Annotated in this window: 15 protein-coding genes and 1 tRNA gene; 6 read left to right on the top strand and 10 right to left on the bottom strand. The window is 64.7% G+C overall.

The window, feature by feature from the left end; translation table 11 throughout:
* Positions 1-899: 899 nt before the first annotated feature.
* From N8888_RS14465 to N8888_RS14480, 4 genes are all read left to right on the top strand, one after another.
* Positions 900-1,052: a hypothetical protein gene (locus N8888_RS14465; protein ID WP_263175402.1), complete on the top strand. Its 153-nt coding sequence runs from the start codon at positions 900-902 to the stop codon at positions 1,050-1,052.
* 86 nt (positions 1,053-1,138) lie between these two features.
* Positions 1,139-1,456: a hypothetical protein gene (locus N8888_RS14470; RefSeq protein WP_428992937.1), complete on the top strand. Its 318-nt coding sequence runs from the start codon at positions 1,139-1,141 to the stop codon at positions 1,454-1,456.
* Positions 1,457-1,513: 57 nt separating this feature from the next.
* On the top strand, positions 1,514-1,951 hold the full coding sequence (locus N8888_RS14475) for a hypothetical protein (protein ID WP_263175404.1): 438 nt from the start codon (positions 1,514-1,516) through the stop codon (positions 1,949-1,951).
* Between the two features lie 363 nt (positions 1,952-2,314).
* Positions 2,315-2,539: a hypothetical protein gene (locus tag N8888_RS14480; protein WP_128990225.1), complete on the top strand. Its 225-nt coding sequence runs from the start codon at positions 2,315-2,317 to the stop codon at positions 2,537-2,539.
* 498 nt (positions 2,540-3,037) lie between these two features.
* Here N8888_RS14480 and N8888_RS14485 read toward each other — a convergent pair whose 3' ends face one another.
* Positions 3,038-3,982 carry an aromatic alcohol reductase gene (locus N8888_RS14485; RefSeq protein ID WP_263175407.1) on the bottom strand — a complete coding sequence of 315 codons (945 nt, stop codon included), beginning with the start codon at positions 3,980-3,982 and terminating at the stop codon, positions 3,038-3,040.
* A gap of 142 nt (positions 3,983-4,124) precedes the next feature.
* Here N8888_RS14485 and N8888_RS14490 point away from each other — a divergent pair, with 142 nt between their 5' ends.
* Positions 4,125-4,481 carry a winged helix-turn-helix transcriptional regulator gene (locus N8888_RS14490; RefSeq protein WP_227416532.1) on the top strand — a complete coding sequence of 119 codons (357 nt, stop codon included), beginning with the start codon at positions 4,125-4,127 and terminating at the stop codon, positions 4,479-4,481.
* Between the two features lie 317 nt (positions 4,482-4,798).
* Here the strand turns inward: N8888_RS14490 and N8888_RS14495 are convergent.
* Positions 4,799-4,874, bottom strand: a tRNA-Lys gene (locus tag N8888_RS14495).
* Positions 4,875-5,049: 175 nt separating this feature from the next.
* On the opposite strand from N8888_RS14495, the gene N8888_RS14500 reads away from it, so the two are divergent.
* Positions 5,050-6,006: a DUF2268 domain-containing putative Zn-dependent protease gene (locus N8888_RS14500; RefSeq protein WP_263175409.1), complete on the top strand. Its 957-nt coding sequence runs from the start codon at positions 5,050-5,052 to the stop codon at positions 6,004-6,006.
* Between the two features lie 121 nt (positions 6,007-6,127).
* Here N8888_RS14500 and queC read toward each other — a convergent pair whose 3' ends face one another.
* The 8 genes from queC to tolQ form a co-directional block, all read right to left on the bottom strand.
* The gene (gene queC, locus N8888_RS14505) at positions 6,128-6,793 is read right to left on the bottom strand and encodes a 7-cyano-7-deazaguanine synthase QueC (protein WP_053520243.1); all 666 of its coding nucleotides are present in this window, start codon (positions 6,791-6,793) and stop codon (positions 6,128-6,130) included.
* 76 nt (positions 6,794-6,869) lie between these two features.
* Positions 6,870-7,571: a 7-carboxy-7-deazaguanine synthase QueE gene (queE, locus tag N8888_RS14510; protein ID WP_180875522.1), complete on the bottom strand. Its 702-nt coding sequence runs from the start codon at positions 7,569-7,571 to the stop codon at positions 6,870-6,872.
* Positions 7,572-7,800: 229 nt separating this feature from the next.
* The gene (gene ybgF / locus N8888_RS14515) at positions 7,801-8,616 is read right to left on the bottom strand and encodes a tol-pal system protein YbgF (RefSeq protein WP_053520245.1); all 816 of its coding nucleotides are present in this window, start codon (positions 8,614-8,616) and stop codon (positions 7,801-7,803) included.
* A gap of 3 nt (positions 8,617-8,619) precedes the next feature.
* On the bottom strand, positions 8,620-9,138 hold the full coding sequence (pal, locus tag N8888_RS14520; RefSeq protein WP_005418510.1) for a peptidoglycan-associated lipoprotein Pal: 519 nt from the start codon (positions 9,136-9,138) through the stop codon (positions 8,620-8,622).
* Positions 9,139-9,202: 64 nt separating this feature from the next.
* Positions 9,203-10,522, bottom strand: a complete 1,320-nt coding sequence (gene tolB, locus N8888_RS14525) for a Tol-Pal system beta propeller repeat protein TolB (RefSeq protein ID WP_053520246.1) — start codon at positions 10,520-10,522, stop codon at positions 9,203-9,205.
* Positions 10,523-10,703: 181 nt separating this feature from the next.
* Entirely contained in the window at positions 10,704-11,756 is a 1,053-nt protein-coding gene (gene tolA / locus N8888_RS14530) for a cell envelope integrity protein TolA (RefSeq protein ID WP_053520247.1), read from the bottom strand.
* Positions 11,746-12,174 carry a protein TolR gene (tolR, locus tag N8888_RS14535; RefSeq protein ID WP_053520248.1) on the bottom strand — a complete coding sequence of 143 codons (429 nt, stop codon included), beginning with the start codon at positions 12,172-12,174 and terminating at the stop codon, positions 11,746-11,748. The genes tolA and tolR overlap by 11 nt, the downstream gene beginning before the upstream one ends.
* A gap of 24 nt (positions 12,175-12,198) precedes the next feature.
* Entirely contained in the window at positions 12,199-12,978 is a 780-nt protein-coding gene (gene tolQ, locus N8888_RS14540; protein WP_053520249.1) for a protein TolQ, read from the bottom strand.
* Positions 12,979-12,987: the final 9 nt, after the last annotated feature.

Genomic DNA, 12,987 nt, shown 5'->3' on the forward strand with positions numbered 1-12,987 from the left:
GGAAAGAGGCCGAGCATAGCGCGAGGTCGCTGTAGATCCACGCCAAGCGTGGATGGATCACTGTAGAGCCGAGCCCACGCTCGGCTTGGCCCTGACGCGAACCGCAGCCGAGCATGGCTCGGCTCTACAACACATCGCTCTGGCGCGGACGACAACATCTCGATCGTCGCAAATGCACCGATTTTCGAGGGTACGACTCGCAGGCCTTGCCATCGCTGCAGGCGAAAGTCACGCCCATTTTCCACGCGACACATCACGGCACGGTCGCCGCCACCCGCTGTTCTCGACAACTTCCAACGCGATAAACCGGGCGTAAGCATCAACACGTCGCGTGCTGTCGCTTGCCGCATCAGATGCGCCTGCGCCACCATCGGCGCGCGCCTTGGTTCCACATTTCTCTTCGGAGAATCCTCATTGAAATCCAAGCGTGTGCGTAATCACCATGCAGCACCACCGACAACGGGTGGCACCGGGCCTGCAAGCCCATGATGACTGTAAGCATGTTGTTTGCGCTCACCCGCCGACACTGTCTCTGGACCGTGCCGGCGGGTGATCCGTCGGCCTTCATGGCGGGCGGTGCGTGGGGGTTTTCGGACCCGCCGGTTAACTGCTTACTGTCATCCCGGCTTGCAGCCACGCATCGCCTGCCACCCGTCCTGCGCGGTGGCATTCCCACCCCAGCGCCGAGGAAGCCGAGATGACCGAACGTCCGCCCTATGCTTCACACGCCACCGGCATCGATGATGACGACGACAACCCATCGCCCGAACTGAGCACCTTCCTGGGCTGCCTGAAACGCATCCGCGCGGGTGAAGGTGCCGATGGTCTGCCCTGGCCTGAGGCCGACGTTTCCCCGGGGTGGGGTTGCCCTGTCGCGGGTGGAACGGGCGGCCATCGGCATGCTGACCGTGGCGGAAATGCTGCACGCCGCCGACCGCTGCCGGGAAATGGCCACGCCGGACCGGCATCTGGACGCCGGGGTGGTGGAAGGGCTGTTCTTCGCCTGCCGCAGCCTGGCGGAACTGGTGTGCCGGGATGTGCGGGCCGAGTAGCCCGCTGCCGCAAAGCGGTCCATACTCGGGCCGGACCGGTCCATCGTCATGTTCAAACCTACAAGGAGGTACGCATGTTGAATGCAATGATCGTCGTCGCACTGGCCGCAGGCCCAACCGCATCCGCACCGTATGGCGACTGCCTGCTCGCTAACCTCCAGCCCGGGCTGTCCGACCGTGCTGTGCAACTGGTGCAGCAGGCCTGCGCCGCGAAGCATCCCGACAGCTTCGCTGCATCGGTGGAACTGGAGCGCAGATACAGCGTCCAACGGCAGGCGCAGTTCGATGCAGATCGTGCCACGGCGGAGCGGGCCGCGAACGCCGCCGCCCGCGCTGCGAATGTGGCTGCCACCGTGGCGGCGGAACGCGCAGCAGCAGAGGCCAAGGCTGCGACGGCGAAGTAGCCTCCACAGGAGGTGGGGAACGCACCCATTGATCGCTGTCCAAGGAAAGGAATTCCCATGCAGATGACGTCGCTTGCTTTCGGCATCGCGCTGTTGACGAGTGTGTCTGTCGGCCCGGCACTGGCCGTTGCCGAGGCCACACCCGTGAAGGCGCGCACCACCGTGGAATCGCGGACGACCTGGCCAGCAGGCTCCGTCGAGGCCGCGTCCGTTCTGGCGTGGGTCAAGGCACGGTCTCCCGGCCATGCGCCCATCACCTCTGGGGGAGATATCTCGATTGTCCGCAGGCAGATTGAGCCGCAGCCGCTGACTCGAACATCCAGCGGCTCAACTGTGGAGCTGCCCGCCTCAGGGCGGCAGGGCGAGGCGATCACGATCACGAATCGCCAGGCAGATGGCTCCATCGAAACCTGGGCCCATACAGGGATCGACAGCGGGTGGATGCTGGTTGAGTATCACTTCAAGCGCGGCTTCAGCCCCGAGAGCATCAAGTAATCGAGCTACGCTCCTGGGCTGCTGCTGGACCAAACGCGCCTCGCGCAAGCCGGCACCGCTTTTCAACTTGGCTCTGGCGCAACCGGCCTCTGGCAGCGGCGGCAATCTGGACGGAACGGCCCACGCGTCTGGCCGGCCACTGGCCGTGATCTGGGAGCAATGAAACTGGGTACTGGTCTGGCCGCAGCTGGCGTTGGGCCGGCGTAATGGTTGTTGCCACCATCACCTGCGTTCTGTGGACACGCGCGAGGCGAGTTCGGGAAACCACAATGTAGGAATTTCCCTATAGCACGGAAATCGGAGAGCTGAAAGACTCTGAACCGCTCGTAGATGTCGAGCTAGCCAAGACCTAGAGGAGTGATTATGAAGACCCATAACATCCTGTTCGGTTTCATTGCTGTCACGATCGGTGCGATGTCTACAATTGGTGTGGTGCCTGAAGCGAAGGCCGCCGGCTTTCAAACAACCTGCAGCCCTCTCGGGGGTGGCTGGTACCAATGTACGGAAAAGTACTGCAACAACGATGGCTGCGTGGTTGTGAATACTTGGAGCCAGTTCTTCCAAGGCGATCAAGTGATCTTCGAGTAACGTTCCCCACATGAACATCGGCGCAAAGGCTCAGGTCTTTGCGCCTTACCCCAATTGGCAATTGCGATCGCTCGATTTGAAAGCAGAGATAGTCGATCAGGCGGCCGCAGCCAAGCACCGCGCGGAGCGGTGGATATTTTGCGGAGCGCGGGGGAAGGGCTGAAACCCTTGGTGCACATGGTGGGCCGTGTAGGATTCGAACCTACGACCAAAAGATTAAAAGAAAGCCGGCGCTTCCTTTGAAAACAACCGGTTGCGCCGCTCTATTTTTCCGCCCATCGAGCGTGGAACCATTGCAGGTCCTAAGCTCACTCGACAATTTTTCCGGCGTCTCAAGCGATATGCACGGGATCCACGACCAAGACTCCACCGTTTGGCGCCGGTTGCCGAGCCGTTGGCGAACTGGTGTGCCGCGACGTACAACCATCGCGAGCGTGCGGTCGGGAACGGCACTGAGAAAGGCGCCCGGCAGGCGCCTCCTCCCAATCCAGCAGCACATCAGGAGCGCTGCACGTTGGAATCCAGCCACGCCTGCACGCCCTGTAGCTCGGCCCCGACCTTCGCATTGAAGGTTCGCTCCACATCCCATGCAACGCCCCTCCCTTGGGCAAAGGCCGCGCGATACTTCTTTATCATGTTGCCCGGGTCGTTAGCCAGTTCCTGCATGAGCTGGGGCACACCCCAGATCGTCAGCTCGAAAGGTTCGCCGAACGCCTTCTGCAGAATATCCGGAAGGTCACCGTAGCGGATGGTGTCACCTGCCAGATAGACGATCTCGTTGCGGATCGCAGGTGTGCGGAACACGATGCGCGCTGTCATTGCGCCGATATCATCCGGCGTGGTCAAGGTGACAGCGTTGCTCGCCGAGCCCAAGGCGTTCACTTTATGCCCAGTCAAGTCGACCACGCCGAAGTCGGCCTCGAAGAGGTAGCTGGTGAACATCCCAGTGGAGATAATCACCCAGTCCATCGCAGTCTGCGAACGCAGATACTCGCGCACGTCCAGCTGGGCGTCGAACAGATCCTGGGGGCCACCGCGCCCAATGGCATCGAAATCGACACCGAACTGCCAAGGGAAGTAGCGGGGAATACCAGACTTCACCGCCGCACGCGCAACCTTCATTGGCGTATCGCGGCCTGCGGCATAGCCGGTGCATCCAATCACTGTGTCGAACTGCGCGAAGGTGGCCGCCAACGCTTCTACTGATTCAGTTACCAGATCGCCAGCAACGATATTCACCCCCAAGGCGCGGATTTCATCGACCACCCGCTGCTTCTCCGGCAGTTCTGAGTCGATCGACGTCGCCCGTAGCATCACACTGATCCGTGTGCCTGGATGACTTACGGCCAAACGTGCAAGGTTCCGGATGACAGGCATTCCAAGCTCGCCTGCGCCGAGCACCAGGATCGACCGAGAGGGGGTAGTGCTGATATGAGATGACATGGAAACCGCCTTGTGTGTGTACGATGGCGGCGATTCTGCTCACCTAATGGCCCATACGTAAGAAGGCACATCGATGATACCGACCGCCCCGTTCATGAGTCCGGAAGAACTCCTAAGGCACTCTCAAGCCATATGCGACGGGATGAGCGAGGACGAAGATGGACTGCGCCGGGAGGTTTTAGCGCACGCTGGTAGCCGCTGGTCCCTGGGCATCATCCATGCGCTTGGCGTGTATGGAACGCTGCGTCATGCCGAGGTCGCGCGACGGATGAAGGGGATCACCCAGCGCATGCTTACGCGCACCCTCCGGCAATTGGAACGTGACGGGTTGATCAGCCGGCAGGATTTCCACGAAGTACCGCCACATGTGGAGTACAGCATCACAGCGCTGGGCAAGGACCTTCTTGTACTGATGATTCCCATGTGGACATGGGTAGTGGCTCATGCGGAGGAATTCCGCCAATGTCGGCAGAATTTTGATTCTTCAGACGGGAAATGAAGATATAGGCCAGCAGCGGCGCAAGGTAGCTTCACCCACTGGGGGGATGCTCCAGCGCGTCATCACCGAGGTATTCGCGTCGGTCACATCCGACGCCAAGCGTTTGGCCTTGTGAGGGCTACAACATCGGGGCGTCACCGAAGGCGGCCGCAAGACCGCATGTGGTCACCTCACCGAAGAGATGCGACAGCGACACGACCACGAACTGCCGGTGGTTCAACCGCCTCATAAGCCGCACGTGCTCGAGCGTGGAACCACTTAATTTTTCCGGAAATATGAAAAAGGCGCCGCAAGGGCGCCTAAGTCGTTGATGCAATTGGTGGGCCGTGTAGGATTCGAACCTACGACCAAAAGATTAAAAGTCTTCTGCTCTACCGACTGAGCTAACGGCCCGGTGCACTGCCCCAGCCGAGTGGCGGGGGTGGGCATTCTACCCCACTTTCCCACGCGACGCGAAACCCCAGACCCGCAGCCCGGGCAATCAAGCGCCCGGGCAGCCGGCTTGAACCGGGTTAAACCTTCCGCCCGCACCGCGCATCCCATCCCTGATCCCCACTGGAGAGCCTGGATGCGCCGCTGCCTGCCCCTGATCGCCGCACTGCTGTTGCCCGGCGCCGCGCTGGCAGCGCCGTCCCCGGTGCGTAGCGACGACATCGCCCGCTTCTGGGCCACCTACGATGCCGTCCGCACCGAACCCGATGCCGAGCGCCGGGTGGCGCTCGTGCAGCAGCACTACGTCGACCCGGGCAGTCCCGGCCTGCATGCGCTGATGCAGGTCCGCAATTACACCGCGCGCGAGTATGCCGAGGCCATGCGCGCGTGGCCGCGGTTCTGGAACTCGGTAAGGCCACTGACAACCAACGCCCGCAGTGCCAGCGCGACGCTGGAACAGGATCTCATGGCCTTCCGCACGCTCTACCCCTCCCTGCGCCCGGCCACGATCACCTATGCGGTGGGCGTGCTGCGTACCGGCGGCACCACGCTGGGCGACCAGGTGCTGATCGGTGCGGAGATGGCACTGGGCGACGAGCGCGTGGATGTCAGCGAACTGCCGGAGCCGATGCGCAGCCGCCTGCGCATCTTCTATGACAGCCGCCCCGGCGCGAACAACGCGCAGAACAACCTGCATGAGTATGTGCACACCCAGCAACGCGAGACCACCGGCAATCTGGCGCAGTACGCGGTACGCGAGGGTGTGGCCGAGTACATCGCCGAGCGCATCAGCGGCAGGCGCCCTGCCCTGCCGCTCTATGACTACGGCCCGCTGCACGAGGCGGAGATACGTACCCGGTTCATCGCCGAGATGGACGGCGATGACCTGGACAACTGGCTGTACAACAGTGCCCGCAATCCGTTCGGCGTGAGCGACGTGGGCTACTACGCCGGCTATCGCATCGCGCAGGAGTACGTGCGCCGGCAGGCCGATGAGAAGGCGGGGATCGCGCGGATGATCGAGCTGGACTACGCCGATCCCAAGGGGGTGCGGGCCTTCATCGAAGCTTCGGGTTGGTTGCAGCAGCGGTAGCGCCGGGCCATGCCCGGCGCACAGTGCCAACCAAGGTTGGCACCCACCAGCGTCAGACCTGCCCGGCGCTCAGTGCCAACCAAGGTTGGCACCCACCATTGAGGCATCAGCCCCCATCACCTCAGGCGTACAGCGTCGGGTCGGCCACGCCGGCGTCGGCGAAGCCCTGTGCACGCAGGCGGCAGGCATCGCAGTGGCCGCACGCGGCACCGTTGGCATCGGCGTTGTAGCAGGACACGGTCAGGCCGAAGTCCACGCCCAGGCGCACGCCCTCGCTGACGATCTGACCCTTGCTCAGGAACTGCAGCGGCGCGTGCACCTTGATGCCTGCGCCTTCCACGCCGGACTTCGTCGCCAGGTTGGCCAGGGTCTGGAAGGCGGCAATGAATTCGGGGCGGCAGTCCGGGTAGCCGGAGTAATCCACGGCATTGACGCCACAGAAGATGTCGTTGGCGCCCAGCACTTCGGCCCAGCCCAGGGCCAGCGACAGCATGATGGTGTTGCGTGCCGGCACGTAGGTGACCGGAATGCCGGCACCGCCGGCCTCGGGCACGTCGATGTCATCGGTCAGTGCCGACCCGCCGATGCTGCGCAGGTCCACATCCACGGTCTTGTGCGCGACCACGCCCTGGGCCTTGGCCACGCGTGCGGCGGCGTCCAGTTCGGAGGTGTGGCGCTGGCCATAGCGTACGCTCAGGGCATGCACGGCAAAGCCCTGTTCCTGGGCCATGGCGATGACGGCGGCTGAATCCATGCCGCCGGAGAGAAGCACGACTGCCTTCTTCATGGAAAATCTTCCGGTTGGGGGAGGAAAGCCAGCACGCTGTCCCGCGCCGGAGTTGCATCAGGAAACAAGGGTGGCCTCAGCGGCCCGGCTCATCGTTCCACAGAATCTTGTGCAGCTGCATCTGGAAGCGTACCGGAAGCCGGTCTTCAACAATCCAGTCGGCCAGCTGGCGCGCGGTGATCTCCCCCTTGCTGGGCGAGAAGAACACCGTGCAACGCTTCACCAGCTCGTGCTCGGCCAGCAGGGCCTTGGCCCAGTCGTAGTCCTCGCGGCTGCAGATGACGAACTTGATCTGGTCGCGTGCGGTCAGCAGCGGCAGGTTCTCCCAGCGGTTGCGCGCCACCTCGGCCGAACCCGGGGTCTTGATGTCGACTACGCGTGATACGCGCGGGTCCACCGCGCTGACGTCCAGCGCACCGGACGTTTCCAGCGAGACGTCCAGGCCGGCGTCACACAGCTTCTGCAGCAGCACCAGGCAGCGCTTCTGCGCCAGCGGCTCGCCGCCGGTCACGCAGACGTGACGCACGCCCTGGGCCAGCACTTCGGCCACGATGTCGTCGATATCCCACCAGGTGCCGCCGTGGAAGGCGTAGGCGGTGTCGCAGTACTGGCAGCGCAGCGGGCAGCCGGTCAGGCGAACGAACACGGTCGGCCAGCCGGCGGTATCGGCTTCGCCCTGCAGCGAGGTGAAGATCTCGGTGATCTTCAGGCGCGGCAGGGGCGACTGCACGATGTCGCTGGGGGTGGCGACGGCGTTGGACGGGATAACGGCGGTCATGGCGGGAGCTTCTTTGTGGGACACGTGGCGGATGGGCTACCGTGGCCGGTAACGAAAGCAGCCGAGCATGGCTCGGCTCTACAACAGCAACCGGACGGGCATGGCCCAGCCGGTGACGCGAGCCGCCGGGCATGGCCCGGCGCTACCGGATCCGGGCGGGTTGGCCGATCCGGAAACGAAAGCAGCCGAGCATGAGCTCGGCGCTACGGGACACGTATTGTACGCCCGGTCAGCGGATCTGCTGGCCCAGGCGGATCGACTGCAGGCGGTCCTGCGCGGTGCGCGCGGCGTCCGAGCCGGGGTACTGCGCCACGACGGTCTCCAGCGTCTGCTGGGCCTGATCGACCTTGCCCTCGCCATACTGCGAGAGGCCGACCTTGAGCAGGCCGCCCGCGGCCTTGTCATGGGTCGGATAGCGTGAGAGCAGCTCGCGGAACTGGGTCTCGGCCATCGGGAAATTGCGGGTGGCGTAGTAGCTCTCGCCCAGCCAGTACAGTGCATTCGGCGCGTACACGCCGTTCGGATACAACTGCAGGAAGCTCAGGAACAGCTGCGCCGAATCATCGTACTTGCCGGCCTTGAGCGAATCGAAGGCGACGTTGTAGGCGGTGCGCTCATCACCCGTGGCGGCCAGACTGCCGGGATCGCCATGGATGGACGGCGGCCGCTCGGAAGTGGCCGCCGCTGCCGGTTTGGCCGGGGCCGGTGCGGCCTGCGGCGCGTTCGCCGGAACGGGGGGCAGGACCGGGGCATTGCCCCCTTCCAACCGGTTCAGGCGGCTGTCCAGGTCCAGGTACTGATCCTGGGCGGACTGCTTGAGCTGGGCGTTGTCGTGCTGCAACTGCTCGATCGAGGCCTGCAGGCTGGTCACCTGCTGCCGCAGCTGGTTGATCTGGTTCAACAGGTCCTGGTTGGCACTGTTGTTGTACATCTGCTGCTCGAGCGCGCCGACACGATCGGCCAGACTCTGTCGCTGTGCATGCGCCGGTGCGGCAGCTACGAGGGCTGCCGCAACGACCAGCATCAGTTTGATGCCAATGCGCATGGATTACTGCGCGGTGTAGACGATTTCGACGCGACGGTTCTGCGACCAGCAGGACTCGTTCGACTCGGTGCAGACCGGACGCTCTTCACCGTAGGACACGACGGTCAGCTGCGAAGCCGAGCCACCGTTGGCCTGCAGCGCCGAGCTGACGCCGTTGCCACGACGCTCGCCCAGGGCCTGGTTGTACGCGCGCGAACCACGCTCGTCGGTGTGACCCTGCAGGGTGATGCGCGAGGACGGGCGGTCACGCAGGTACTTGGCGTGGCAAGCCATGATGGCCTGGAATTCCGGCTTCACGTCTTCCTTGTCCAGGTCGAAGTAGACAACGCGCTGGCGCAGGCAGGCATCGGTATCCAGGTCGCCCGGGCCGTACAGGCCGGAGGTCGACGGACCGGTCGGGGTGGTGGTCGAGGTGCCGGTGTCAACCGGGGCTGCCGGCTCTTCCTTCACCTTCTTCGAGCAACCGGCCAGGACGGCCACAGACAGCAGGGAAACAAGCAGAACACGGGTGGACTTGTTCATGGCGATACCTTTGTGGCTCCTAGGCCGATGAGGGGTTCAAGACAGCGAAAATATTAACACTCTTTTAGCGCTGGGTACGGTATGGGGACCATGCCGGCTCGCGCACATCACCATCGGCCAGAACCAGGCGCTGGCGAACCCGCGCATCGGCCGAAACGGCATACAACACACCACGGCCACCTTCGCGGGCGGCGTACAGCACCATGCTTGCGTTGGGCGCAAAGCTCGGCGATTCATCCAGCGAACCCGGGGACAGGGTGCTCCAGCGCGGCGAGCCCAGCGAGCTGTCCATCATCGCGATCTTGTAGCTGTTGCCCGAGCCCTGGGCCACGGCGATCTTCTTGCCGTCATAGGACACCGAAGGCTTGGCGTTGTAGTTGCCCTGGAAGGTCACGCGCTCGGCGCTGCCGCCGCCGGCACCGACCTTGTAGACCTGCGGACGGCCGCCGCGGTCGGAGGTGAAGTACACCGCGCTGCCGTCCGGTGCCCAGGTCGGCTCGGTATCGATGGCGAAGTGGTTGGTCAGCTGGGTCAGCTGCTTGCTGCCCAGGTCCATCACGTAGATTTCCGGGTTGCCGGAGCGCGACAGGGTCAGGGCCAGCTTGCGGCCGTCCGGCGAGAACGCAGGCGCGCTGTTGATGCCGCGGAAGCTGGTGACCAGCTCACGGGCACCGGTGGCGATGTTCTGGATGTAGATGGCCGAGTTGCCGCGCTCGAAGCTGACGTAGGCCAGCTTGCCACCATCCGGGCTCCACGACGGCGACAGCAGCGGCTCGGCCGAACGCACAATGGTCTGCGGGTTGTAGCCATCGGAGTCGGCCACCATCAGCGCATAGCGCATGGCGTCGCCCTTGCCGCTGGCGGTCACGTAGGCGATGCGCGTCCAGAAGGCACCCCGGACACCAGTGATCTTCTCGTAGATGGCATCGGCCATCTGGTGGGCGACGTCGCGCATGGCATTGCCGCGGGCGGTCATCGCCAGGCCGAGCAGGCGCTCGCCCTTCGGCACGTCGAACAGTTCGTACTCGACACGGTAGGCACCGGCACCGGCGTCCAGCACGCGGCCGACCACGATGTAGTTCTGCTTCAGCGCGCGCCAGGTGGCGAACTGGATCTCGCCGCCACGGACAGGCTTTTCCACGATCTGCGCTTCGGGCAGGGTGCGGAACTGGCCCGAACGTTCCAGGTCGGCGCGGACCACACCGGCGACATCGGTCTGCGGTGCGGCCGACGAGCCCTGGTAGGGCATCGGCACGATGGTGATCGGCAGCGCGGACGCGTTGCCGCCGATGATGTCGATATCCAGTCCCCTCTGCTGCGCGACGGCAGCGAAGGGCAGCAACAGGGCCGCAAACACGGCAAGCCAACGAGGCATCTTCTTCATGGAGCGCTCAATAGGGGGAAACCGGAACGAGGGATAGCAAAGCGGCGGTGAACCGCTTCGCAATCATGAACCAAGGGTACGTGAATTCCGGGTCAGTTCCAGCCCGTCCTCTCACGCCCCATTAACGTATCGGTCGGCTGCCGCGCGACGGGGCGACCCGCAGGCCGGCCCGCGCGGCCGATCAATCCTGCGCGGTGAAGGTCAGGTTGAGCGTGCGGGCAAACACCGATTCGAATCCGCGATAGGGCAACGGCTGCGCATTGAGCACTGCAGCCTCGATCGAACGCCTGCCGGCTTCGTCATAGGGGCAGTTGGCGCCCACCTTGGCCTGCAGCACCTGCCCCCCCGGAATCTGGGTGATGGTGATCTGGCAGCGCTGGCCCAGCGGCACACTGTCTGGACGCGTCCAGGCGCTGCGAACCTTGGCCTGGATCGCGGCGGCGTACTTCGCCGAAAGATCGTCGCTGTTGCCACCGCCCCCAGCGGCCGGCTGTGCCGCACCGGTGTTGCCGGCCGGCGCGCTGCCGGCGGCGTTGCGCGCGGCGGCGACCTGGCGCAGCTTCTGCTCGGCCAGCTTGGCTTCTTTCTCCGCCTGTTCGCGCCTGGCACGGATCTCGGCGATCTTCTTCTGCCGTTCGGCCTCGGCCTGGTCGGCGGCCTGCCGCTCCTGCTCGGCACGCTTCTTCTTGGCGTCTTCTTCCTGCTGCTTGGCCAGGCGCAGCTTCTGCTCGGCTTCTTCCTGGCGCTTGCGCTCGGTCAGGTCGATCTGCTCCTGGCGGCGCTTGGCTTCCTGTTCCTGCCGGGCCTTCTCCTGCGAGATGGCCAGTGCGCTCACCGCCTCCTGGTCCTGCGTATCGGGCTGGGCGACACGCTCCTGCGCCTGTTGCTGCTGCGGCGTGGGGGCATCCTGCGGACGTGGCTCGGGAATCGGCTGCGGCGGTGGAATGGTGTCCTCGGGCACCGGAATCGGCTCGGCAACCGGCGGCGGCAGATCTTCCAGCTTCTCCGACTGGCGCAGGGCCTGGCGCGCAGCGGCCGCCTCCGACGCGGACAGCGCCAGGCTGGCCTCGACCGAGGGATCACCGGCAGCGGCATCGGTATTGCGCGTGGGCGACCACAGCCACGCCAGGATGAACACCAGCGCGACCAGCAGGTGCACCAGCACGGCCAGCGCCAGGGGCAGGCCCCAGCCCGGTTCCTGCTGTCGCGGAGGCGGCAGGGTCTCAGCGTGCATCGGTGGCCAGGCCTACCTTGTCCACTTTCGCGCGCTTGATCACGTCCATCGCCGCGATGACCTTCTCATAGGCCACGGCACGGTCGGCGGCGACGATCACGCGCAGGCCCTTGTCCTGTGCGGCGATGCCGGCCAGGCGCCCTTCCAGCTCCTCGGCAGACACGGCCGTGGGCTCCTTGGCGTCGGGCAGCTTCAGGCTCAGCTGGCCGTCCTGGCGCACCGAAACGATCACCGGATCCTGCTTGCTCTCCAGCGCCTTGGCATTGGAGTTCGGCAGGTCCACGTCGAAACTCAGGGTGAGCAGCGGCGCGGTGACCATGAAGATGATCAGCAGCACCAGCATGACGTCGATATAGGGAACGACGTTGATTTCCGATTTCAGCTTGCGGCGCTTGCGGCGACCGATGGCAGCGGACATGGCTTGGACTCCCGGGTCAGGCGCTTACTCGTCGCCAGCGCTCTGGCGCTGCAGGATGGAGCTGAACTCGTCGGCGAAGGTCTCGAAACGGACCGACATGCGCTCCACACGGGTGGTGAAGCGGTTGTAGGCCCACACCGCCGGGATTGCCACGAACAGGCCGATGGCGGTGGCGAACAGCGCTTCGGAGATGCCCGGGGCGACCGAGGCGATGCCGGCCTGGGCGCCGCTGCTGATCATGTCGTGCATGGTCACCATGATGCCGAACACGGTGCCGACCAGGCCCACGTAAGGCGCGGTCGAGCCGATGTTGGCCAGCAGTTCCAGATTGCGCTCGAGCTGATCGACTTCGCGGGTGTAGGTGGTGCGCATCGCACGTTGCGCGCCTTCCAGCTGCGCACGGCCATCCAGCCGGCGCTTGTCGCGCAGGCGGGTGAACTCGCGGAAGCCCGCCTCGAAGATCGCCTCCAGGCCGCCCACGTTGCGGCTGCGGTCGGTGGCCGAGCTGTACAGCTTGCCCAGGTCGGCGCCGGACCAGAAGCGGTTCTCGAACTCGTCCGCCTCGCGGGTGGCCTGCTTGAACACGCGGGCCTTGCGGAAAATGATCACCCAGCTGACGAACGAGCCGACCAGCAGCAGCAGCACGATGATCTTCACCGGCAGGCTGGCCTTGGCCATCAGTTCGAGGTAGTTGATGCCGCCGCCGGTGGTGGCCTGGGCAAGGGTCTGGGTCGCGGCGTTGCTGACGTCAGCCGGCAGTGCCTCGGTGACCGTGGCCTGCAGGGCCAGGAGCGTTGCGATCATCCGTTGTTC

Source organism: Stenotrophomonas maltophilia, assembly GCF_025642255.1.
GTDB lineage: Bacteria > Pseudomonadota > Gammaproteobacteria > Xanthomonadales > Xanthomonadaceae > Stenotrophomonas > Stenotrophomonas maltophilia_P.